Origin of the sequence: Rhizobium sp. BK418 (assembly GCF_004341105.1) — a bacterium.
GTDB lineage: Bacteria > Pseudomonadota > Alphaproteobacteria > Rhizobiales > Rhizobiaceae > Rhizobium.
In genome coordinates this window covers 1,089,929-1,109,633 of the sequence record NZ_SLZK01000001.1, presented here as the reverse complement: position 1 = coordinate 1,109,633, position 19,705 = coordinate 1,089,929, and the positions used below count along the sequence as shown (strand labels likewise).

The window sequence follows — 19,705 nt, the reverse complement described above, 5'->3', positions numbered from 1 at the left end:
CGGGCCGGGAGTGCCTGCCTGTGTCGGGCGTCAGGATGTCAAAGGGCGGAGAGAGCCTCGCCGTCAAAGGCCTGCGGAGCTGCGGGTCGTGCAGGAGCGCTTTCGGGGTCGCGCCGGGCTTGACGCCGGCTTGCGGAATCGAGGAGCGCGGCGAAAGAGGCAAGGCTGATCCTGTCGGCGCGCAGCATCTGGCGGATCAGCGGATCCTTCAGCATGTCCGATGCGGTCATCTCATTCATAGCAGGTCCTCCATGTCCGAACCTATGGTAGGCGTCATTTGTAAAGAATACATGTCAGGGTGGTGACGAAAGCAAGGCAAGGGCCGCGAGCGTTCGAAGGCGGCAATGGAAATCGTCATGGCTGTTCTCCTTGACCTCTCTGTCAAGAAGACGCGCGAGCGGGCGAGAATTCGACATCAGGTGCCATTTTTCGCTATCGCTCACGCAGCAAAACAACCGTCAGCCCCTAGGCGCCGAGCCGGGTCGCAGCCCGCCATGGCTCTGGCCGGGGCCATACCGCAGCTGCCGGTGCTGCGCGCAGAGCGCAACGCGTGATATGCTGCCGGATGAAGGTTCGTGGGCGGATGAGGGTTCGACTCACCGCGGAGATCGGCAAGGCCGTTGATCTCATCGGCTGTTAGCGTGGCATTTTCCAACAGAGGGAGACAGGCGTGAGCAGGATGAAGGCGGGTGTGTTTGGATTGGCGGGTGCGGCGCTGCTAATGGGGCTTGCCCCTCTCCGGGCTGAGGACAAAACGGGGATTATCTATCGCTGTGACGACGGCAAGGGGGTCACCGCCAGCTTCCTGTCCGCAAGCAACGAGGCGCTGATCACGACGGACGGTCAGAGCTTCCGCCTGCCGCAGGGCATGTCCGGTTCAGGCGCGCGTTATACCGATGGCATGGTGGTGTTCTGGATCAAGGGCAACGATGCGCAGCTGGAAGCGCCGGGCCGGTCGACCAGCTGCCACGTGCAGTAATCCGGCATTCGACCGAATGGCCGGGGGGCGCATTTGCGGGGCCGGCAATGAAATAGATACGCTCAGAGACGATGGGCAAACCGGGTGGTGGGATTGGTCTTCCGGCGTCGAGGAAAGACCCCTCCCCAACCCCTCCCCACAAGGGGGAGGGACTAGCCGCGGCACGACCTTCCCCCTCCTGAGACGTCGGAGGCTTGGAAAGCGCTGGCGGCAGATCAAGCCCCTCCCCCTTGTGGGGAGGGGTTGGGGAGGGGCGTTGACACGACGCAGGCCGGGTGGACGTGAGGATGTTCCTGTTGCGAAATCGCTGCATTTCAAGAGTCGTCTTTCAGTGCCTCTAGCACCACCCGATGTCGGCACATCGTTGAGCTTGGCGCAGCTGATTTGGCGTGGATAGCTCGTTTCAGCCCTTCAAAAGGAGATGCCGTTCCTGGCTGCAATCTCAGAAAGCGCACGAGGTACAGCGTTGGATGAACGGTCTGTGGTAGTCTCCCCTAACTTGTGGGTGCAATTTGTGCTACCACTCGGAAAACGAATGGGACCTCTGCGGCAAGTCGCATCAGCCTTGTGCGGAAAGCAATCAGCACCCTCAATCTGTTTTGACTTGATCCGGAAGCCTTGAGCCCGATCGGAGAGACGATGATAAATATCCTGCTGAAGCTGCGTTTCGTCGTGGCGCTTGCATCCATAGGCGTCATCGCCGCCGCGGGCCTGATGTTCTGGGAAGGCCTGCTGACATTGTGGGATGCCTTCGCCTATGTGAGAACCGATCCGGACCTTGCCGTCATTGCCGCCGTCATGCGGGCGACCGACAAGCTGCTGTTCGCCATCGTCCTCGTCATCTTCGGCTGCGCCATCACCCTTGGTTTCCTCGTCGATCTGTCGCCCGAGCAACGCGCCGCGCTGCCTGACTGGATGATCATCGACAGCGTCGCCGAACTCAAAAATCTCTTCATCCAGATGATCATCCTTTACCTGGTGGTGCATTTTGCCACGCTCGTCGCCGAGACGGATGAGATGCTGCAGTGGAACGCGCTGGTCCTGCCCGTCTCGATCCTGCTATTGGCCGGGGCGATGAGATTGATCGCCAGTGCGCCTGGCCATGCCGGTCGCGCCGGTCACGATGAGTCCGGCTAGCTTCCCCCGGGGCGAGGCGTGCTTCCATACTGTCTCATCTCAAAAGGCGGCTTTCAGCGCCTCCATCACCACCCTGATGGCCGGCACATCCCGGATCTCCGCATGGACGACCAGCCACACGTCCCGCGTCAGAGGCGTTTCATCCTCGATACGCTCCAGGCCCTCCGACGCCGCGAAATCGGGCAGCATGACGACACCGCCGCCGAGCCTTGCAGCGGCCGCCTGGAACTCCAGAACGGAGGAGCGGATAGCGATCGGCCGGCCGGCGGCGAGCTCGAAGAGGCGCAGTTGCTGCGGCGAGGCGTTCATGCCCTCGTCATAGCCGATGAAGGTCCATTGCGCCTCTGGCACGCTGTCGAGATAGGCCTTCGATGCATAGAGGTGGAAGGCGATCTGTCCGATCTTGGCGATGGCATAATCGCCATCGTCGGGGCGCGACAGCCGCACGGCGATATCCGCCTCCCGTCGGTTCAGCGAGGCGAGCCGCTTTTCGCCCGCCAGCGTGATCTCGATGCCCGGATGCTGCCGCCGGATCGCGGTGACGGGTTCTGCAAGGAGCACGCTCGAGAGTGCTGGCGGGGCGCTGATCCGCACATGGCCGCGCATGTCGGTGGCGCTCGTGCGGCCAAGCTGCTCGATAACAGCCGTCTGCTGGGCGATGGAGGCTGCGTGTCTCGCCACTTCTTCGCCATCAGCGGTCAGGATGACGCGCCGCCCGCGGCGGTCGACGAGCTTGCGCCCGAGGGTTTTCTCAAGTGCGGTTATGCGCCGGCTGACCGTCGCGTGTTCGACGCCGATCTGTCTTGCCGCACCGAGAAAGGTGCCTGCCTGTACCAGCGCCAGGAAATGCCTGATATCGTCCCAGTCGATCTGTGTGAATTCTTTCCCAACCATTGTGCGACTATAGGGAATTTTCACACATAGGACCAGCGGGCTAGTCTCTCCCCATCAAGAAGCTTCCACAAAGGAAATCGAGATGACCGACAAGATCGTCCTGCTGAATGCCCCCGGCGATGTCTCCCAGTTCCGGCTGCGGGATCAGCCCTGCCAATCCCCTGGTGCGGACGAGATCAAGATCCGCCATCAGGCCGTCGGTACCAATTTCCTCGATGTCTATCACCGCAAGGGTCTCTACGCGCTGCCATCCTATCCCGCCGTCATCGGCGTGGAGGCGGCGGGTGTCGTGGAAGAGGTCGGCGCCGATGTCTCCGGCTTCAAGCCTGGCGACCGCGTCGCTTATGGCGGGCCGCCGGCCGGCGCCTATTCCACGACCCGGATCGTCGCGGCCGACAGGGTGATCCGGCTTCCCGATGGAGTCTCCGCGAAGGTGGCCGCAAGTTCGCTGCTCAAGGGTATGACGGCCTATATGCTTCTGAAGAAGGTGACCAATGTCGCCGACGGCAGCACCGTGCTGATTCATGCGGCCGCGGGCGGGCTCGGCAGCATCCTCGTGCGCTGGGCCAAATCGCTTAATGCCACCGTGATCGGCACGGTGAGTTCGCCGGAAAAGGCTGATCTTGCCACCTCCTATGGCGCCGATCACCTGATCGTCGGGCGAAAGGCCGATATCGTCGCCGAAGTGCAACGGATAACGGGCGGGAAGGGCGTCGATGTCGCTTATGACGGGATCGGCGGCGACATGCTGTTGAAGAGCATCCGCGCCGTGCGCCCCTTCGGCACCGCCGTCAGCATCGGCCAGGCCGCGGGACCCATTCCGCCCGTTGACGTGGAAGAGCTTCGGCCGGGCAAATCGCTCACGTATCCGAGCATCATGGCCTGGTGCGCCGATCTCGGGCGCTACCGCGAGGCTGCCGAGACGGCCATCAGCGCCATGGAAAGGGGTATCGTTTGCGAGATTGCTGCGGAATACAGGCTGGCGGAGGTGGCGAAGGCGCATGAGGATATGGAGTCGGGGCGGGCGGCCGGCAGCATATTGCTCGTGCCGTGATTGGTGACAGAGAGAGCAGATGCTCGATCGATAGTCGGACTTTTAGGAAGGGCGGCTTCAGGCGACGCCGTATCGGATCATGGGTGCAGGCCGAGCCTCGCCCAATACCAGAGCGTCAGGGGACAAGGCCCATCAGCACACTCCCGCTCCTGAAATCGACAGGCAGGGAAATATGTTCGTGTGTGATCAGCCATTTGTCGTTGGACCGTTGGCAGCAGACGGTTGAACGCAGCCAGAACCCGCGCTCGCGCTGCTCCTCGGGTAAATTGGCATTTCCTTTGTCCAGGTGGAGCATATGCGCGAACGCAACGTCGCCGTTCATCGCAATATCCAATTCGCGGGTTTCCAGGCCGATTGGCCCTTCATATTCCTTGAACCACCGCACGAAATTGCCCGGACCGCATCGGTTCCGATGAAGCGGAGAGGGGGTACGACATCGAAGTAGACGATATCGGGTGAATAAAGCGACATGAGCCGATCGATGTCCTTTGCCCGACATGCCTCTGTCCGATGGTCCAAGAGCGCTCTGACGTCCTGTTGTGCTGAAGCCATTGCGTTCTCCTTTGTTGAAAACGAAGCGACTGCGCATGCGCCGGAAATGGTCTGCGGCTGTCTCGCGGGCTGATGAGAGTTCCGAGCCTCGGTATTGTCGGGTTTTCACTGACAGCTCTTGCGCTCTAAACCCAAAGCGGTTCCCCGACCGGACTACACCCGAACGCCTGCGACGCCGAAAAGTTCGCAAGTTCTTTCTGCCGCACTAACGCTGCTGCGCTCCTCTGATTCTCTGAATCGCGCCGGTCAGCCCCGAGGCATCGCAACGGATCTTGGCGCCGAGGCGATAAAAAAAACCCTCCCCAACCCTCCCCACAAGGGGGAGGGGCTTAACCTGCGGCGCCCGCTTCCCCACATTCGACGGCGCGGAAGGTGCGAGGCGGTGCCTCCGGGTTAGCCCCTCCCACCTGTGGGGAGGGGTTGGGGAGGGGCTTTTCGCCGGCAACGCGGGCTACAGACGGTTGAGGAAGTTTCTCAATAGCGCCAGACCTTCTGGCCAATCGCCCAGTTCGCTTTGGCCGTTGATGGGGCCAGCCGCGCCGATTACCTTCAACTCGCTTCCCCATTGCTCGGCCCGTGTCTCGACATAGGGCAACGAACCATAGGGATCATCGATGCTTGCCACGATGAGAGACGGAAATCGAAATCGCTTCCGAGGCACGTCCGCAAAGCCTGACGCCTGTGAAGGAAAGGCCGGAGAGGCCGGGTCCGGCACGGCCACCAGCATTGCCCCCTTTACCGGAAGATCGGAAACCTGATGCCAATGTGCGACGAGCAGGCAGGCTAGGCTATGAGCCACGAGAACGGGTGGCGTTCGCGCCGCACGCACGGCCTCTTCCAGTGCCGCAATCCAGTCGGAAAGATCCGGTTGGTCCCAGCCTCCAAACAGATCGGCCGCGAGCTCATGATGAAGGGCTGATTTCGCGATGATCGCGATAGAGTGCCGTGGCTGGGGCTGTGACGATGAGGCATATGGCGTTGCCCCGCCAGTATTCTGGTCTATTCCGCCCTCATTCGGGAATTGACCTTGCCTGTTTAAATACAGCTATGGGACGCGATAGTCTTTATCCGCGCGCCCTGAAACTTATCGCTCCGTACATCTCTGCTCGAAAGCCCGCCCTCGACATCTTGCGCAGGCGGCGGTCACAAAGCTGCCGCTCAATCGTCAGCAAATTGCCCCGCCACCGCCGCACCGTGCCCTCTTGACGGTCCATCGTTGCGACCTCGCCAGCCTGCAGTGGTTGAGCGATCGACCGAGGCGGTCCTGCTGCCGATCAAATCATGCACGTGAAAAGGAATGACTATGATCACTCGTTACACACCCGTCGCAACGATGACCGCTGCGGTCTTCAGCCTATTTGCTCTCAGCCCGGCATTCGCCGTGGACTTGGCCCAGGCCCAACAGCAGCCGCCGGCGCAGGGCCAGGCGCCGATGCAGGGGCAGACTGGCGGCAATGGTGCAGCCGCCCCTGTCAGCGATCAGAAAATCGAGGCCTTTGCCGTTGCCTATAAGCAGGTCGACAAGGTCAGGCAGGAATATTCGGCCAAAATCAGCGCGACGAAGGACGAGGCTGCGAAGCAAAAGCTGCAGGAAGAAGCCAAGAAGCAGATGGTCGACACCGTCGAAGCCTCCAACGGCATCTCTGTCGAGGAATACTCTTCGATCCTGACAGCCGCACAGAGCGACCCGGCTCTCGCCAAGAAGGTTCTGGAAAAGATCGGCACCCCGCCGCCGGCGCAGCAGCAGCAATAAGGCTGCGCGCTTCTGCATAATCCTCACATCGGAGAGGATTACAGCTCGATCACCGGGTCAGGACCATCCTGGCCCGGCTCCCTCGAATTGGCCGAATGCTCCGAAATAGCCCAAACCCGGCTGGATAAAATGGCTGTGTGAGGCCGACGCCAAGGGAAAGGGCGTTCGGCCGAAGTCACAAGGCAGCGTTCGGTTCCCTTGCGTATCGCTCATTTCAGCTTTATATACTGAACCACATGGTTCAGTATTCGACAGCCCGTCTCGATGCCTCGTTCGCCGCGCTCTCGGACGCCACCCGGCGCGGTGTTCTGGAGCAGCTCGGGCGCGCGGATGCTTCGATCACGGACCTTGCGGAAAAATTCCACATGACCCTGACGGGCATGAAGAAGCATGTCGGCATTTTGGAGCAGGCGGGGTTCGTCACCACTGAGAAGGTTGGGCGCGTGCGCACCTGCAGGCTCGGCCTGCGCCGGCTGGAGGAGGAGGCGGCCTGGATCGAGCGCTACCGCCAACTCTGGGACGCCCGCTTCGACGCGCTGGACAATCTTGTCGAGGAACTGAAACGGAAGGAGAAGGACGATGGAGAGTAAGCCTGCCCCGATGAAGAACCCCACGACCGTGGAGCGCAAGTCCGAGCGCGAGCTGGTCGTTACACGAACCTTCAATGCTCCTGCGCGCATCGTGTTCAAGGCGTGGACGACGCCCGAACTGTTCATGCGGTGGTGGGCACCGAAGTCGATAGGAGTGCCCCTGCTTTCCTGTGACATGGATGTTCGCACCGGCGGCACATACCGTCTCGAGTTCGGACAGGATGCGTCGAACTCCATGGCATTCTTCGGCAAGTATCTCGAAGTGATACCGAACGCGCGGCTCGTCTGGACCAACGAGGAAAGTGAAGACGGTGCCGTCACCACTGTCACTTTCGAGGAAAAGGACGGCAAGACGCTGCTCACGCTGCACGAACTCTATCCCTCGAAGGAAGCGTTCGACGCCAATTCCGGTGCGGAGGGCGGGATGCCCGAGCAGTTCGAGCAACTGGACGAGCTTCTCGTTACGCTTGGGGCGTGAAGGGCAACCGGGGCAGCGTGCGTGCCCAGTGAAAGAGCACGCACGATATCAATCGGCAATCAGTGGAAACCGCCGGCGGCAGTCACTCGCTCGCCGGTCAGCCAGCCGGCGTCGTCGGAAGCGAGGAAGACTGCGATCTTGGCGATATCATCGGGTTGGCCGATACGCCCAAGCGGGGTCTGAGCCACGGCCGTGCGCTCGAAATCGGAGCCGATGACGCCTATCGTGTGCGCGCCTTCGGTCTCGACAATGCCAGGGAGGATGGCGTTGACGCGGATTTTGCGCGGACCGAGCTCCTTGGCAAGCACGCCGGTGATGCCGTCCACCGCTCCCTTGGTCCCGGTATAGACGGCGGTGGCGGGCGGGGCGAGGCTGGTCACCACGGAGGAAATGTTGATGACGCTGCCGCCCTCGCCAATATGCTTGACGGCGGCCTGGGTGGTCAGCAGGAGGCCCAGAACGTTGACGTTGAACTGGCGGTGATAATGTTCCTCGGTGATCTCGCCGATCGCAGCGAATTCATAGACGCCGGAATTGTTGACCAGCACGTCGAGACGGCCGAATTCCCTGATCGCGGCGTCGACCAGGCCCTGCGCCTGATCCGCCTTCGAAACATCGCTCTGGACCGCAATCGCCTTGCCGCCGGCGGCGGTGATCGCTTCGACGACGGCGTCCGCGCCGGCCCTGCTCGAAGCGTAGTTGACCACCACTTTTGCACCTTCGGTGGCGAGCGCCTTGGCAATGGCAGCGCCGATGCCCTTGGAGGCTCCCGTCACGAGAGCGACTTTTCCAGCAAGCTTAGACATATCAGTTCCTTTCGACTCGGAGTGCCGCCGGGAGTAGCGGCTTTGTTCCGTAGTTCAGAAATTCGGAACTGTTGATCGAGATATCAAGTAGCCCTATATAAAAATTCATGAGACCGCTCTTTCACCCAGCCGTCGAAGATTTGAAGCCAGAGGCGATCCTCTATGCGCTCTCCGATCCGGAGCGCGTGGCGATCTTCGCGCAGATCGCGGGCCTCGGTTCCAGCGGCACATGCGCCGCGCTTTCCAATCTCGGCGGGCGTGTCATTCCCAAGTCGTCGCTGTCGCAGCATATGAAGGTGCTGCGTGAGGCCGGGCTAATCAGGGGCGAGCGTCACGGCGTGGAGATGCGCAACCATTCGCGTTGCCAGGAAGTGGATAGCCGCTTCCCCGGTCTGATCGCGGCCATCCTGAATGCTTACGGACGGTCGCCGGACCAGTCGGACGCGGACTGACCGGCCGGGACCTCTCACCGGCGCCTTCCCATGCTCATCGACCCAGGCAATCTCGAGCGCAAGCTCATTGAGCACGGCGCGGGCGAGTTCCGTCTCCGGCCCGCTTTCGCGGGCGCATCAAGTATGATTTGCCTTGATCGAAGAAAGAGCGCCTGTATCTGCTCCGGAACTGACGAATAATATTTTTGGTACTCCCGGTGCTAAAGATAAAGGCGGGTTATAGAGCATTTATTTACCATACAATATTAAAGTCCGCGGAGGTGTTCGCTCGGGAGGTGCATCGAGCGCGCAAACGGCGACTTGCCGCATCTCGGGGATCGATAATGAAGCTCACCATTGCCAGAAATCTCGCCGTCGTGGGCATTGCCGTTTCCGTCGGCATGTTCGCTTCCTTCGGGCTGCAGCAGGCCGCGCTCGAACGGCTCAAGGTCAACGGACCGATCTACGAGCAGATCGTCTATGGCAAGGACCTGATTGCCGATATTCTCCCGCCGCCGCTCTTCGTGGTCGAATCCTATATGCTGTCGCATGAGGCCAACGACTTTCCCGATCTGATCGATGCCAACCTTGCCAAGATCGCGACGCTGAAGGCGGCCTATGACGATCGCCGCGCCTATTGGCGGACGACCCGCCTGCCGCAGTCGCTCAAGGACGAACTCGACAAGGATGTGCTGGCCAAGGGCGACATCTTCTGGAAGGTGATGGAGGAGGATGTCATCCCGGCGCTCAAGGCCAGGAAGGATGGCGCCGCGAGCGGATCGATGGTGAAGCTGAGGACCGCTTTCCACGAACATCAGGATGCGGTCGAAAAGCTCGTGGTCAATTCCGATACCTATCTCAAGGGGCAGGAGAAGAATGCTGCCGATGAGATCATGACATGGACCTCGGCTGCCGCAGCGGCGGCGCTCGCTTCCTTCCTGCTGCTGCTTGGCGGCCTCTATTTCTTCCGCCGCCGCGCCATCCTGCCGATCGATGGCATGAAGCGCTATATGAGCGGCCTTGCCAATGGCGACTTTTCCGAGGACGTGCCCTTTGCCGAGCGCAGCGACGAGATTGGCCAGATGGCGCAGGCCGTCGTCGTCTTCCGCACCAATTCGCTCGAACGCCGCGAAGCGCACCTGCGCGAGGCGGGGGCCAAGGAAGCAGAAATTGCTAGGGAACGCCAGCTGGCCTCCGAGCGCGCTTCCGAAGAAGCCGCGCGTGACGCGGTGATCCAGTCACTCACCCAGGGGCTCGATGAACTGTCGCGCGGCAATCTCGGTTTTCGCATCGATACCAGGTTCCCATCCGCCTACGAGGAGCTCCGCGCCGCCTTCAATTCCAGCGTCGACACGTTGTCCAGCTCGATCGACGCCGTTTCCGGCGCCACCAGCACGCTGCGCCATTCGTCACAGGATATCGCCGGCGCCATGGAAGCGCTGGCGAAGCGGACCGAGCAGCAGGCGGCGACCATCGAAGAAACATCGGCCGCACTGACTGAAATCACGTCGGCCGTCGGCAATTCCTCGTCACAATCGGCCGAGGCAAGCCGGATGACGGGCGAGACCAGCAAGGCCGCGCTGCAATGCGCCGAGCTGATGCGCGAAGCCATCGCGGCGATGCAGCGGATCGAGGGGTCGTCGGACCAGATCGGCTCGATCATCAACGTCATCGACGACATCGCCTTCCAGACCAACCTTCTGGCGCTCAATGCCGGTGTCGAGGCGGCTCGGGCGGGCGAGGCCGGCAAGGGTTTTGCCGTCGTGGCGCAGGAAGTGCGCGAACTTGCCTCCCGCTCGGCCAATGCCGCCAAGGAGATCAAGGTTCTGGTCTCGACATCTTCGGATCAGGTCGGCGCGGGCGTGGCGCTCGTCAATCGCACCGGCGAAGCGCTCTCGGACATCGAAACCGGGGTGCAGCATGTCGGGCGCCTGATCGACGCGGTGGTCACGTCCTTGAACGCGCAGTCCTCGGCGATCGGCGAAATCAACGGCTCTATTCACGCGATGGACGAAGTGACCCAGCGTAATTCCGCCATGGCGACAGAAACCAGTTCGGCCTGCAAAGGGCTCAACGAGCAGGTCCTGGCGCTGGAGGAGATTGTTTCGCGCTTCCGGATCGCCGCGGTGCGTCCTGGCGTTACCGCAAGCCGTGCCGCCTGAGCCGGACGTAAAAACCGCTACGCACTTTTGCTGGAATTGCTCTCTTGTTTGACGCAATTCCGGACGCAAAAACCGCTATGCACTTTTGCTGGAATTGCTTTCTTGTTTGACGCAATTCCCGGCGCAAAAACCGCTATGCACTTTTGCTGGAATTGCTCTCTTGTTTGACGCAATTCCGGACGCAAAACCGCTATGCACTTTTGCTGGAATTGCTTCGGCTACTTCTTGGGCGGTTCGAACAATTCGATGGCATTGCCTGAGGGGTCCTCGACGAGAACCTGCTTGCCGCCAATTCCGGCCACGATGTCGTTGCGAAATCTGGCGCCTGACGTGCGCAGGCGTGCGACCTCGGCTTCGATATCATCGACCTCCAGCTGGATGCGGTTCCATCCGCCGGGCTCGGGCCGGCGTCCGTCCGGCATGGGCTGGGACGCGCCGCCTGGCCCAGTCGTTGCGTTCACCAGCAGGCGAAGATCCCCTCTGGTGAGCATGGCGAAGCTCGGCGCCGGATGCATGGTGAGAGTGAAACCGAGCGACTGCGTATAGAAGGCAATCGCTGCATCGACGTCTTCGACGATATAGCGGACGCTGACAGTAGCCATAACAATTCCTCCTCCGGATTAGGCAGGTAAGGTAGGGTGGCAGTGGCTGCTGCAAAGACCTCGGCAGGTGAGCAATGCCGCTGCTCGACTGCTTATTCATGAATTGCTTGCGCCGGCAACGTCTTCAGCCGCGTCCGGTGGCGCGGTGATATGCCTCTTTTCTTATCGGGAACCGCGATTGGAGGTGAGGAGTTCGGCCTGCAATCGCCATACGGATTGGCGGTTATCGAAACACGAACCATGAGGAGAATACCGATGGTCAGTGAAACCGATAGTGATCCGCGTCACCATACGCAGAAAATGCAGATGCGCCTCCAGGACATGATGGACCATTTGCGGTCAGACATCGAGATGGTCGACGAGCCGCAACTGAAGGCCATGTTCGAGACCGCAGCCGAAGTGCTGGGCGGACTGCAGAAGGCGTTTGGCGACTATGAGAAGAAAAACGAGCCGGCGTGGAAGTAGAGGGCGAGTGCAGGGCGGTGCCGGGGTGCGTAACGACTCCGCCCGTGTCGCTGCCGCTTGGATGCGGCGGCATCGCTGCCGTTCAATCCACCGGCTGCGGCGCGGGGAATGTCCAGCTTCCGTCCAGAATGTTCTGGTGCGGCCGGTAAAGGCGAACGGTGTAGTTCCAGCCGGCCTCGATCGGCAGGCAGTTCGCAATCTTGCCGTCGCAGCCGCCGAACTGGATGTCGACGGAGTCGTCCTTGCCCTTGTCGGCGGTGATATTGTTGACCGAATAGGCGTTGAACGGGTTCTCGACGAAATAGCCTGACGCGTCATAGCGGCTGATCGACCAGAAGCCGTCCACCGGCACGTCGCCGGGAACATGCAGCTTGTAGACCGTCTTGCCGTCGTTCCGCTGCGGCGTGACGCTCAGATAGGTGGCTTCGCTGTCCGGATTGCCGCCCCAGCCTGCGGCCGTGCCGATCAGGTGGTGAACGGGGTCGACCTCGCCCTTCCTGCCGAAGGCCTTGTTGAAACTTCCCATGGTCGCATTGAGCGCCAGCAGCGCATTACGCACGGTATCCTGGCTCGTCTTGTCCCAGACGGGCATGTCCAGCGTACCCGGCCCGTCGGGCTGATCGACCTTGATCGCATCCTGCAGCCTGTGCACCTCGTCGGCATCGCCTGCTTTGGTCGGATCGATCAACGTGCGAACCCCGACGAAGACATAGCGCGTGCCGATGCCATCCTTGGTCAGCGTGTGGCTGCCGGCGCCGTGGAAGACATCGATAACATAGTGATCCTCGTTGATGACCATCAGCGACATGAAGCGTTTGCCGGCATCCGGCATCGTGATCGTCACCGGCCCGGCATCCAGATCGAAGACGGCGCTGGAATAGAGCGTATCGCGATTGCCGCGGATGACCGTCTGGTGTTTCACGTCGAAAGGCTCTCGGTAATGGAAAAGCTTTCCGAGCCCGGCTTCCCCGGCCGAGACCGTCATGTACATGTCGGTTTCGGCGCGCGCGAAATTATCCGGCGTGACCTTGATGGCGTCAGAGCCGGATGCTGCGCCCGACATGAGGAGCAGAGCCACCGACGCAGTGGTGAGAATTGTCTTCTTCGCGGTCATAATCTGATCTCCTCACAACGGTTCGACATCCGCCAGCATCCAAGCCTTGTCGAAGAGGCGCTGGGTCGGTGCATAAAGGCGGAACATAAGCTCGAACCGGCGGCCGGGAATGGTCGGCACCCAGTTCGTTTCCATGCCTTCGGTCCGAAATAGATGTCCACCGATCCGTCGGCATTTTTCTTGACCTCGGCTGCGTTGGAGGCGCGGCTGGCGCGACCGGCACCTTCAGAAGCGCGGCAGCCGCAGTCGCCGACAGCAGGCCGATCGTCGACGCGAATACCAGGCGCAACATGCATCACCTCCAGCCCAGAGCTCCAAGGCCGAAAAGGTGTCACGGCTGAAACCGCCGGCGGAAGTACGCAACGGTAAATGCTGACGTAAATCGGATCGGTAGCGCGCAGACCGCGCGCTTCCCAGATCCTCGACACTTCTGGTGACCTCCTCTGATACCCCTCGAGCTTATGCTCGAGAACTGGATCGCGCAGGGCCGCCCGCAGCAGCTCACCATTGCAGCCACCGGCCGCAAATGCGATGATCGCCAGGCAATCACATGCATCATTTCTGGGGGAGTGGCATGGCTGATTTCAACCTTGGTTTCGTGATCTTTCCAGGCATCACCCAGCTCGATTTCACCGGGCCGTACGAGGTGCTGAGCCGACTTTCAACGCCGCCGTCGCTTTCGGCTCCATCGCGCTTTCCGGATGTCAAAATCCATGTCATCGCCAAAAGCCTGCAGCCGGTGGCAAGCGATCGGGGTTTGAGCTTCCTTCCGGGGCAGAGTTTCGAGACCTGCCCGGCGCTCGACCTGATCTGCGTTCCTGGCGGCGCCGGTGTCGTCGATGCGCTTGGCGATGCCGAGACAGTGGATTTCATCGGCCATCAGGGGCGACAGGCGCAATATGCGACATCCGTGTGCACCGGGGCCCTCCTGCTCGGGGCGGCCGGCCTGCTCAGGGGGCGGCGGGCGACGACGCATTGGGCCTATACCGATCTGCTGCCGCTTGTCGGCGCGACATATGAGAAGGCGCGCACCGTGCGCGACGGCAATGTCATCACCTCCGGCGGGGTAACCGCCGGCATCGATTTCGCCTTTACCATCATCGCCGAACTTGCCGGCGTCGATGTCGCCCAGGCAATCCAGCTCGGTATCGAATATGATCCCGCGCCACCCTTCGATGGCGGCGATCCCGACAAGGCGGGCGAGGCGGCGAGGGCGCTGATGTTGCAGCGCAATGGCGCGGCCCATGGCGGGATGCGGGCGGCGCTGGAGATGCTGGCTTTGGGGTGAATGGGTCTGCTTCCCCTTCGATGCGGAGAAGGGGGAAGGACGGTTTTCACGCTCCTCTGGCCAGCCCATGCTCCACCAGCCTGTCGATGACCTCGGCATAGGCCACACCGCTTGCGGCCATCGCCTTGGAATACATGCTGATATCGGTGAAGCCCGGAATGGTGTTCACCTCGTTGACGACGAAGCGCATGTCTTCCGTCAGGAAGAAATCGACACGGGCCATGCCGTCGCAGCCGAGCGCGCGGAAGGCGCGGGCGGCCATGTCGCGGATCTTGCTTTCGACTTCGGCGGGAAGCTCGGCGGGCACCTTAAGGGCGGCGCCGTTCTCATCGAGATATTTGGCGGTGTAGCTGTAGAAGCCGTGGCTTTCGGCGGGCGCGATCTCGCCGGGGCGGGAGACGAAAAGGCCGCCGCTGACATCCTCCAGCACGCTGCATTCGATCTCGCGGCCGGCGATGAATTCTTCCGCGAGCAGCTTGCGGTCATGGCTGAAGCCCTCGGCGAGGGCAGGCGCGAACTCCTGGCTGCCGGAGACTTTTCGCACGCCGACGGAGGAGCCCTGGCGGGCGGGCTTGATGAAGAGCGGCAGGCCGAGCGCGGCTTCCAGCGTTTCGAGCGCCGGGAGTGTCTCCTGATCGAGCGTGACCGAGCGGGCCACCGGCAGGCCGGCAGCCTTCAGGAGCTGCTTGGCGATATCCTTGTCCAGAGCCGTTGCCGAGCCGAGGATGCCGCAGCCGGCAAGCGGCACGCGCGCCACCTGGCAAAGCCCCTGAACCGCGCCATCCTCGCCATGCAGGCCATGCAGGACCGGAAAGACGATATCGACCTTGCCCCCTTCGGTCGCCTTTCCATCCGGCGCGATCGCCAGCAAGCGACCGTGCCCGCCGGGCACGAGGCAGAGTTCGGTGCCGGAGGAGGGGGTGTCGAGTTCGCCATCGGCAAAGCGGCTTTGCAGCCAGCGTCCATCCTTCGTGACGAAGACGGGCAGGGCATCGTACCGCTCCGGATCGAGGGCGCGCATGACGTTGGTGGCCGACATGATGGAAACGTCGTGCTCGCTGGAGCGGCCGCCGAAAAGCACGGCGATGCGCAGCCTGGTCTGGGAAGGGCTCATTGGAGTTCTCCTATTTTCAGAAGTTGACCGCGATGCCTCGGTTGGCGAAGAAGCGGTCGAACGTGGCAAGCGGCAGGATGACATCGGCCTGGGTGGCGCGCTCATGGCCGGAGGGATTGTGGAAGCGTACGCTCTCCTCATCGGCGGCAGTTACCAGCACCAGATGGCCGCCCTTACCGGGCGGCTCGCGCTCCGGCCAGCGGATCGCGCTGCTGACCGAGGCCATGAAGAAGCGATGGGTCGCGAGGATTCCGGGTATGGCTTCTGTCGAAAGCCCGGTACGCACATCGGCGGCAAGGCCGAAGCGCTCGCGCACGAAGGTGACGAAGGGCGCATAGATCAGCCCCTTGATCGAGGCATCGGCCTCGTTGACGACATAGCCGCCATAGCTGGTGCAGGCGCGCGCCAGCGAGATGATCGGATGTGCCTCGCCGCGGGCGGCCAGGATCATCTTCAGGCAGGCCATGCCGCAGATATTCACCGCCCAGCGCGCATATTCCTCGACCGTCTCGGCGCCGGAATTCTTCCAGTTGACGTCGCGGTGCAGGGCGACTGCCCCCTCCGCCAGCACCGGCAGCGTCATCTCGGGCGTTTCCCACTGGCTGAAATAGGGCACGTCGAGCGCTCGATGATCCATGTCGCCTCCGTCAGGCAATGCAATGCGAATCCTGTTAGAAAGTGGCTCACATTAGATTCGATTATGATCCATTTGACAGAGCCACTTGACCGTGATTCTGTGGGCCACTTGGATCGCGTACAGTGAGACGAAACACGCGAATGAATCGCTGGAATGGCTGCGGGAGAGCTGATGACTTCTATGAGAAGACGCGAGGGGCCATCGGCAGCATTCCGGCCCGAGATCGATCCGGCATCATCGGCACCGTTGCCGCGACAGCTTTACCTCTCGCTACGGAATGCCGTAGCGGAAGGGCGGCTTTCGAGCGGGCAGCGGCTGCTCTCGACACGGCTTGCCGCAACGGAATGGGGCATTTCACGCGGCGTCATCGCAGAGGCCTATGAGATCCTGATGTCCGAGGGTTTTGCGGTCGCCCGGCATGGCTCGGGCACCTATATCGCCTCGGCGATCCCCGAAGGCGTGTCCCGCGTCAGTGACATCAACGGGAAAGGTGTGCCGCCCGTCCGCCGCGGCGTGTCGGCCGCCGCCACTGCGATCCTCACGCGCGGACCTAGCCTCGAGCCGCAGAAGACCCTGCCGTTCGTCACCGGCCGCATCGCCCATGACGAGCGGACGGCCAGGCTTTTGAACCGCATCGCCATCCGCCACATGAACTATGCCTTCGAAGGTTATGGCGATATCCAGGGCGACTTGCGGCTCAGGGCCGCGATCAGCGCCCATCTCGCCGTCTCGCGCGGGGTGCGCTGCGCGTCCGACCAGATCTTCATCACGGCGGGAACGCAGCAGGCGCTCGACCTTGCCTTTCGCGTACTGATGACGCCGGGCGACAGAGCCGTCGTCGAGGACCCGTGCTATCCGCCGGCCCGGCAGTGCCTTGCCCTGAACGGTATCGAGGTGATCGGCCTTCCGGTCGATCGCGATGGGATCGATATTGCCAAGCTGCTCGATGGCAAGATCGCGCCGCCGGCTGCCTTCTACGTCACGCCCTCCAACCAGTATCCTGTTGGTTCCGTGCTGTCGCTCCCGCGCCGGCTCGGGCTGCTTTCCTATGCCGAGGAAAACAATTGCTGGATCATCGAGGACGACTACGACAGCGAATTCCGCTACCATGGCCATCCGATCGCCTCGCTGCATGGGCTGGATAAGGCGAGCCGCGTTCTCTACACCGGCACGTTCAGCAAGGCGCTGTTGCCGAGCCTGCGCATCGGTTATCTCGTGGTGCCCGCCGATCTCGTGCCCGCCTTCCGCGCCGTGCGCCCGGCCGTCGACCGCTGCCCGCCGAGCTTCCAGCAGCGCGTCATCGCCGATTTTCTGGAAGAGGGCTATTTTCCGGCGCATCTGCGGCGGCTAAGGGAAAGGCTTCGGGCCTCGCGCAACATGCTGGCCGGCTATCTGATGGAACGCCTCAGCGACCATATGGAGGTGGTGCTGCCGGATCAGGGCATCAATCTGACGGTTCGCAGCCGGGGCGGCTGGAACGACGATACCGCCGTTTCCGCCGCAGCGCTGAGGAAGGGCGTGGTGGTGATGCCGCTGTCGCGGATGAACGTGGTTTCCACCGATCGCTCTCGGCTGTTGCTCGGGTTTTCCGGGCTCTCGGAGGCCGAGGCGGATATGGGGACGCGGGTGCTTGCGGAGGTATTCGAGGGTGGGGAATTTGTTGGCGGGTAGAGCCGGGCGACTCCTGCAGATGGCCCTTCGACGACCCGAGCTTGAAACCTCGGACAAAAGGTAATACCTGATTGCAGATCGGTATTACAGGATTGCGATCATGACGACAACGGTGACGGCAAAGGGGCAGGTGACGATCCCGAAAGCGGTTCGCGAGTTCTTGGGCATCGCGCCTGGAAGCAAGGTCGATTTTCATCGGGCTGCAGATGGCAGCGTGGTGCTGACGCGGGCTGACGAGAAAAAGCCAGCCAGCCGCTTTGAGCAGCTTCGGGGACATGCCGGAAAGGGCCTCACCACGGATGCGATCATGGCGCTCACCCGTGGTGATGCGTGACGCTCATCGATACCAATGTCTTGCTCGACCTCGTAACGAACGACCCGGTCTGGGCCGACTGGTCGATAGCCCAACTCGAAGCGGCCAGTCTCACGGGACCATTGCTCATCAACGATATCATCTATGCGGAGCTCGCCGTCCGCTATGAACGCATTGAGGAACTCGACGGGTTCATCGATGAAGCGGAGCTGATCCTGGCGCCCTTTCCGAGGGCTGCGCTATTTCTGGCAGGAAAAGCATTTACGCAGTATCGCCGCGCCGGAGGGTCCCGTACCGGTGTTCTGCCGGATTTTCTGATCGGCGCGCATGCCGCGGTTCAGACGCTGCCGGTCCTGACGCGCGATGTCGGCCGGTATCGCTCCTACTTCCCGACCATCGAGTTGATATCACCAGCTCGATGACTGAAGACTGTGCGGTGCATCCGACGGGAGCGACATGGGCATCAGGAATTATTTGATCGAAGGGGTTTCCGGCACGGGCAAGACCTCGGTCGCCACGGAATTGCAGCGGCGCGGCTATCACGTCATTCATGGCGACCGCGAACTGGCCTATCAGGGCGATCCGCTGACGGGTGAGCGGCTGGACGAGGCCGCGCTTCGGCAGAATGGTCAGGATGTCAATTTCAGGCACAGGCATCATATCTGGAATGTCGGCAGGGTCAGGTCGGCCTGTGCCGACCGCAGCCATCCGATCACCTTCTTCTGCGGCGGTTCGCGGAATTTCCGTCACTTCATCGATCTGTTCGATGCGGTTTTCGTTCTGGAGATCGATTTGGAGACGCTGAAGGGGCGGCTTGCCGGCAGGGCTGACGACGAGTTTGGCGGCAAACCGGCCGAGCTGGCCCTGGTGCTGCGCCTCCATGCGACGAGGGAAGATATTCCCGCAAACGCGACGAGCATTGACGCCACACGGCCGCTAGCCGCTGTCGTCGACGATGTCCTTTGGAGATGCGGAGCGGTCGGCTAGGAGGCCGTCAGCAGCAGCCTTTGCCGTTTGCGAGATCCTTGAAGATCACGCAATCGACGTATCAGGGCAGGCTGCCAGCCTCCCGGCCATGCACCGTCAGCCAGCAGATGATCTCATGGCCGCTCCCGGTGCAAAGCATCCATCAGGATGCAGCGCCACGCCCCAGCGCCGCCGATTGCTCCAGCGTGATGGCATGGCCGAGTGGATCGGCGTGGCGATGGGCGAGCCGCCACTCTTCGCCCTCGCGCCGGTAGACGAGCGTGACACGCAGCGCCCAGTCCTGCGCGGGCAGGCCACCGACTTCCACACGGGCGCGCTCGATGACGGCGAGTACGACCATGTCGGCGCTGGCATAGGTCTCGACGACTTCCTGGGTCAGCGTGCCGTTCTTGAAGAACTGCCGCATGCCATCCCAGGTCTTTTCGGTGAAGCCGGCCTCGCGGGACGGGGTGCCGCCGAAGGGCGACATCAGCGTGAAATCCTGCGTGCGCGGCACCAGCGCCCGATAGGTATCGACATCGCCGCGCATCAGCGCGGCATTGGCCTTTTCCGATATCCGGACGAGATCGGCTGCCGCCGCATCCGCCCCGCCGCTTTGCGCGGTTTTTGCAAGGGAAACGAGGCCGGCCGTACCGGCAACAAGAACGGATCGTCTTGAAGGTGACATGGCATTTCCTC

Annotated in this window: 24 protein-coding genes and 2 pseudogenes; 14 read left to right on the top strand and 12 right to left on the bottom strand. The window is 62.0% G+C overall.

The window, feature by feature from the left end; translation table 11 throughout:
* Positions 1–38: 38 nt before the first annotated feature.
* Complete coding sequence (locus EV281_RS05600) at positions 39–239, bottom strand: hypothetical protein (protein ID WP_132651903.1); 201 nt, start codon at positions 237–239, stop codon at positions 39–41.
* Positions 240–679: 440 nt separating this feature from the next.
* On the opposite strand from EV281_RS05600, the gene EV281_RS05595 reads away from it, so the two are divergent.
* Both EV281_RS05595 and EV281_RS05590 read left to right on the top strand, forming a co-directional pair.
* Positions 680–979, top strand: coding sequence for an MliC family protein (locus tag EV281_RS05595; protein WP_245508232.1), 300 nt, complete (start codon positions 680–682; stop codon positions 977–979).
* Positions 980–1,618: 639 nt separating this feature from the next.
* Positions 1,619–2,116: a YqhA family protein gene (locus EV281_RS05590; protein WP_132651901.1), complete on the top strand. Its 498-nt coding sequence runs from the start codon at positions 1,619–1,621 to the stop codon at positions 2,114–2,116.
* Between the two features lie 39 nt (positions 2,117–2,155).
* On the opposite strand, the gene EV281_RS05585 is transcribed toward EV281_RS05590, so the two are convergent.
* Positions 2,156–3,010: a LysR family transcriptional regulator gene (locus EV281_RS05585; protein WP_184326958.1), complete on the bottom strand. Its 855-nt coding sequence runs from the start codon at positions 3,008–3,010 to the stop codon at positions 2,156–2,158.
* A gap of 82 nt (positions 3,011–3,092) precedes the next feature.
* Between EV281_RS05585 and EV281_RS05580 the strand changes: the two genes are divergently transcribed.
* Positions 3,093–4,064, top strand: a complete 972-nt coding sequence (locus EV281_RS05580; protein WP_132651899.1) for a quinone oxidoreductase — start codon at positions 3,093–3,095, stop codon at positions 4,062–4,064.
* A gap of 115 nt (positions 4,065–4,179) precedes the next feature.
* On the opposite strand, the gene EV281_RS05575 is transcribed toward EV281_RS05580, so the two are convergent.
* From EV281_RS05575 to EV281_RS05570, 3 genes and pseudogenes are all read right to left on the bottom strand, one after another.
* Positions 4,180–4,449 (bottom strand): nuclear transport factor 2 family protein, encoded by a 270-nt coding sequence (locus tag EV281_RS05575; RefSeq protein WP_281026253.1) that lies wholly within the window; start codon positions 4,447–4,449, stop codon positions 4,180–4,182.
* Entirely contained in the window at positions 4,383–4,535 is a 153-nt protein-coding gene (locus EV281_RS31990; RefSeq protein ID WP_281026255.1) for a hypothetical protein, read from the bottom strand. The genes EV281_RS05575 and EV281_RS31990 overlap by 67 nt, the downstream gene beginning before the upstream one ends.
* A gap of 532 nt (positions 4,536–5,067) precedes the next feature.
* A pseudogene (locus EV281_RS05570) lies at positions 5,068–5,493 on the bottom strand (alpha/beta fold hydrolase); the annotation flags it as partial.
* 426 nt (positions 5,494–5,919) lie between these two features.
* Between EV281_RS05570 and EV281_RS05565 the strand changes: the two are divergent.
* The 3 genes from EV281_RS05565 (at position 5,920) to EV281_RS05555 (ending at position 7,437) form a co-directional block, all read left to right on the top strand.
* Complete coding sequence (locus EV281_RS05565; protein ID WP_132652021.1) at positions 5,920–6,369, top strand: DUF4168 domain-containing protein; 450 nt, start codon at positions 5,920–5,922, stop codon at positions 6,367–6,369.
* Between the two features lie 236 nt (positions 6,370–6,605).
* Positions 6,606–6,959, top strand: coding sequence for a metalloregulator ArsR/SmtB family transcription factor (locus EV281_RS05560; RefSeq protein WP_132651897.1), 354 nt, complete (start codon positions 6,606–6,608; stop codon positions 6,957–6,959).
* Positions 6,949–7,437 (top strand): SRPBCC family protein, encoded by a 489-nt coding sequence (locus EV281_RS05555; protein ID WP_132651896.1) that lies wholly within the window; start codon positions 6,949–6,951, stop codon positions 7,435–7,437. Before EV281_RS05560 ends, EV281_RS05555 begins: the two co-directional genes overlap by 11 nt.
* Before the next feature lie 59 nt (positions 7,438–7,496).
* On the opposite strand, the gene EV281_RS05550 is transcribed toward EV281_RS05555, so the two are convergent.
* Positions 7,497–8,243, bottom strand: coding sequence for a glucose 1-dehydrogenase (locus tag EV281_RS05550; protein ID WP_132651895.1), 747 nt, complete (start codon positions 8,241–8,243; stop codon positions 7,497–7,499).
* Between the two features lie 107 nt (positions 8,244–8,350).
* Here EV281_RS05550 and EV281_RS05545 point away from each other — a divergent pair, with 107 nt between their 5' ends.
* Positions 8,351–8,695 (top strand): helix-turn-helix domain-containing protein, encoded by a 345-nt coding sequence (locus EV281_RS05545; RefSeq protein WP_132651894.1) that lies wholly within the window; start codon positions 8,351–8,353, stop codon positions 8,693–8,695.
* A gap of 323 nt (positions 8,696–9,018) precedes the next feature.
* Complete coding sequence (locus EV281_RS05540) at positions 9,019–10,836, top strand: HAMP domain-containing methyl-accepting chemotaxis protein (protein WP_132651893.1); 1,818 nt, start codon at positions 9,019–9,021, stop codon at positions 10,834–10,836.
* 218 nt (positions 10,837–11,054) lie between these two features.
* Here the strand turns inward: EV281_RS05540 and EV281_RS05530 are convergent, their stop codons facing one another.
* On the bottom strand, positions 11,055–11,438 hold the full coding sequence (locus tag EV281_RS05530) for a VOC family protein (protein WP_132651892.1): 384 nt from the start codon (positions 11,436–11,438) through the stop codon (positions 11,055–11,057).
* Positions 11,439–11,693: 255 nt separating this feature from the next.
* Between EV281_RS05530 and EV281_RS05525 the strand changes: the two genes are divergently transcribed.
* Entirely contained in the window at positions 11,694–11,903 is a 210-nt protein-coding gene (locus EV281_RS05525; RefSeq protein WP_132651891.1) for a hypothetical protein, read from the top strand.
* Between the two features lie 82 nt (positions 11,904–11,985).
* Here EV281_RS05525 and EV281_RS05520 read toward each other — a convergent pair whose 3' ends face one another.
* Both EV281_RS05520 and EV281_RS05515 read right to left on the bottom strand, forming a co-directional pair.
* A complete protein-coding gene (locus EV281_RS05520; RefSeq protein WP_132651890.1) occupies positions 11,986–13,017 on the bottom strand; it encodes a DUF1214 domain-containing protein in 1,032 nt (343 codons plus the stop codon).
* A gap of 12 nt (positions 13,018–13,029) precedes the next feature.
* Positions 13,030–13,232: pseudogene (locus tag EV281_RS05515) on the bottom strand (DUF1214 domain-containing protein); the annotation flags it as partial.
* A gap of 359 nt (positions 13,233–13,591) precedes the next feature.
* Between EV281_RS05515 and EV281_RS05510 the strand changes: the two are divergent.
* Complete coding sequence (locus EV281_RS05510) at positions 13,592–14,305, top strand: DJ-1/PfpI family protein (protein WP_132651889.1); 714 nt, start codon at positions 13,592–13,594, stop codon at positions 14,303–14,305.
* A gap of 46 nt (positions 14,306–14,351) precedes the next feature.
* On the opposite strand, the gene EV281_RS05505 is transcribed toward EV281_RS05510, so the two are convergent.
* Together EV281_RS05505 and EV281_RS05500 are read right to left on the bottom strand one after the other, a co-directional pair.
* Entirely contained in the window at positions 14,352–15,419 is a 1,068-nt protein-coding gene (locus EV281_RS05505; RefSeq protein WP_132651888.1) for a D-alanine--D-alanine ligase family protein, read from the bottom strand.
* Positions 15,420–15,435: 16 nt separating this feature from the next.
* Positions 15,436–16,056, bottom strand: coding sequence for a C39 family peptidase (locus EV281_RS05500; RefSeq protein ID WP_132651887.1), 621 nt, complete (start codon positions 16,054–16,056; stop codon positions 15,436–15,438).
* Between the two features lie 171 nt (positions 16,057–16,227).
* Here EV281_RS05500 and EV281_RS05495 point away from each other — a divergent pair, with 171 nt between their 5' ends.
* From EV281_RS05495 to EV281_RS05480, 4 genes are all read left to right on the top strand, one after another.
* Positions 16,228–17,727 carry a PLP-dependent aminotransferase family protein gene (locus EV281_RS05495; protein WP_165911840.1) on the top strand — a complete coding sequence of 500 codons (1,500 nt, stop codon included), beginning with the start codon at positions 16,228–16,230 and terminating at the stop codon, positions 17,725–17,727.
* Between the two features lie 100 nt (positions 17,728–17,827).
* Positions 17,828–18,061, top strand: a complete 234-nt coding sequence (locus EV281_RS05490; protein WP_132651885.1) for an AbrB/MazE/SpoVT family DNA-binding domain-containing protein — start codon at positions 17,828–17,830, stop codon at positions 18,059–18,061.
* The gene (locus tag EV281_RS05485; protein ID WP_132651884.1) at positions 18,058–18,462 is read left to right on the top strand and encodes a type II toxin-antitoxin system VapC family toxin; all 405 of its coding nucleotides are present in this window, start codon (positions 18,058–18,060) and stop codon (positions 18,460–18,462) included. The genes EV281_RS05490 and EV281_RS05485 overlap by 4 nt, the downstream gene beginning before the upstream one ends.
* 34 nt (positions 18,463–18,496) lie before the next feature.
* Complete coding sequence (locus tag EV281_RS05480; RefSeq protein WP_132651883.1) at positions 18,497–19,027, top strand: AAA family ATPase; 531 nt, start codon at positions 18,497–18,499, stop codon at positions 19,025–19,027.
* A 142-nt stretch (positions 19,028–19,169) separates the two neighbouring features.
* Here EV281_RS05480 and EV281_RS05475 read toward each other — a convergent pair whose 3' ends face one another.
* Positions 19,170–19,694 carry a DUF4440 domain-containing protein gene (locus EV281_RS05475; protein ID WP_132651882.1) on the bottom strand — a complete coding sequence of 175 codons (525 nt, stop codon included), beginning with the start codon at positions 19,692–19,694 and terminating at the stop codon, positions 19,170–19,172.
* Positions 19,695–19,705: the final 11 nt, after the last annotated feature.

What these genes read in the sequence shown, in the direction of transcription:
- EV281_RS05600 (WP_132651903.1), bottom strand. Translation starts at nt 239, where the DNA reads ATGAATGAGATGACCGCATCGGACATGCTGAAGGATCCGCTGATCCGC.
- EV281_RS05595 (WP_245508232.1), top strand. Translation starts at nt 680, where the DNA reads ATGAAGGCGGGTGTGTTTGGATTGGCGGGTGCGGCGCTGCTAATGGGG.
- EV281_RS05590 (WP_132651901.1), top strand. Translation starts at nt 1,619, where the DNA reads ATGATAAATATCCTGCTGAAGCTGCGTTTCGTCGTGGCGCTTGCATCC.
- EV281_RS05585 (WP_184326958.1), bottom strand. Translation starts at nt 3,010, where the DNA reads ATGGTTGGGAAAGAATTCACACAGATCGACTGGGACGATATCAGGCAT.
- EV281_RS05580 (WP_132651899.1), top strand. Translation starts at nt 3,093, where the DNA reads ATGACCGACAAGATCGTCCTGCTGAATGCCCCCGGCGATGTCTCCCAG.
- EV281_RS31990 (WP_281026255.1), bottom strand. Translation starts at nt 4,535, where the DNA reads ATGTCGCTTTATTCACCCGATATCGTCTACTTCGATGTCGTACCCCCT.
- EV281_RS05565 (WP_132652021.1), top strand. Translation starts at nt 5,920, where the DNA reads ATGATCACTCGTTACACACCCGTCGCAACGATGACCGCTGCGGTCTTC.
- EV281_RS05560 (WP_132651897.1), top strand. Translation starts at nt 6,606, where the DNA reads ATGGTTCAGTATTCGACAGCCCGTCTCGATGCCTCGTTCGCCGCGCTC.
- EV281_RS05555 (WP_132651896.1), top strand. Translation starts at nt 6,949, where the DNA reads ATGGAGAGTAAGCCTGCCCCGATGAAGAACCCCACGACCGTGGAGCGC.
- EV281_RS05550 (WP_132651895.1), bottom strand. Translation starts at nt 8,243, where the DNA reads ATGTCTAAGCTTGCTGGAAAAGTCGCTCTCGTGACGGGAGCCTCCAAG.
- EV281_RS05545 (WP_132651894.1), top strand. Translation starts at nt 8,351, where the DNA reads ATGAGACCGCTCTTTCACCCAGCCGTCGAAGATTTGAAGCCAGAGGCG.
- EV281_RS05540 (WP_132651893.1), top strand. Translation starts at nt 9,019, where the DNA reads ATGAAGCTCACCATTGCCAGAAATCTCGCCGTCGTGGGCATTGCCGTT.
- EV281_RS05530 (WP_132651892.1), bottom strand. Translation starts at nt 11,438, where the DNA reads ATGGCTACTGTCAGCGTCCGCTATATCGTCGAAGACGTCGATGCAGCG.
- EV281_RS05525 (WP_132651891.1), top strand. Translation starts at nt 11,694, where the DNA reads ATGGTCAGTGAAACCGATAGTGATCCGCGTCACCATACGCAGAAAATG.
- EV281_RS05520 (WP_132651890.1), bottom strand. Translation starts at nt 13,017, where the DNA reads ATGACCGCGAAGAAGACAATTCTCACCACTGCGTCGGTGGCTCTGCTC.
- EV281_RS05510 (WP_132651889.1), top strand. Translation starts at nt 13,592, where the DNA reads ATGGCTGATTTCAACCTTGGTTTCGTGATCTTTCCAGGCATCACCCAG.
- EV281_RS05505 (WP_132651888.1), bottom strand. Translation starts at nt 15,419, where the DNA reads ATGAGCCCTTCCCAGACCAGGCTGCGCATCGCCGTGCTTTTCGGCGGC.
- EV281_RS05500 (WP_132651887.1), bottom strand. Translation starts at nt 16,056, where the DNA reads ATGGATCATCGAGCGCTCGACGTGCCCTATTTCAGCCAGTGGGAAACG.
- EV281_RS05495 (WP_165911840.1), top strand. Translation starts at nt 16,228, where the DNA reads ATGACTTCTATGAGAAGACGCGAGGGGCCATCGGCAGCATTCCGGCCC.
- EV281_RS05490 (WP_132651885.1), top strand. Translation starts at nt 17,828, where the DNA reads ATGACGACAACGGTGACGGCAAAGGGGCAGGTGACGATCCCGAAAGCG.
- EV281_RS05480 (WP_132651883.1), top strand. Translation starts at nt 18,497, where the DNA reads ATGGGCATCAGGAATTATTTGATCGAAGGGGTTTCCGGCACGGGCAAG.
- EV281_RS05475 (WP_132651882.1), bottom strand. Translation starts at nt 19,694, where the DNA reads ATGTCACCTTCAAGACGATCCGTTCTTGTTGCCGGTACGGCCGGCCTC.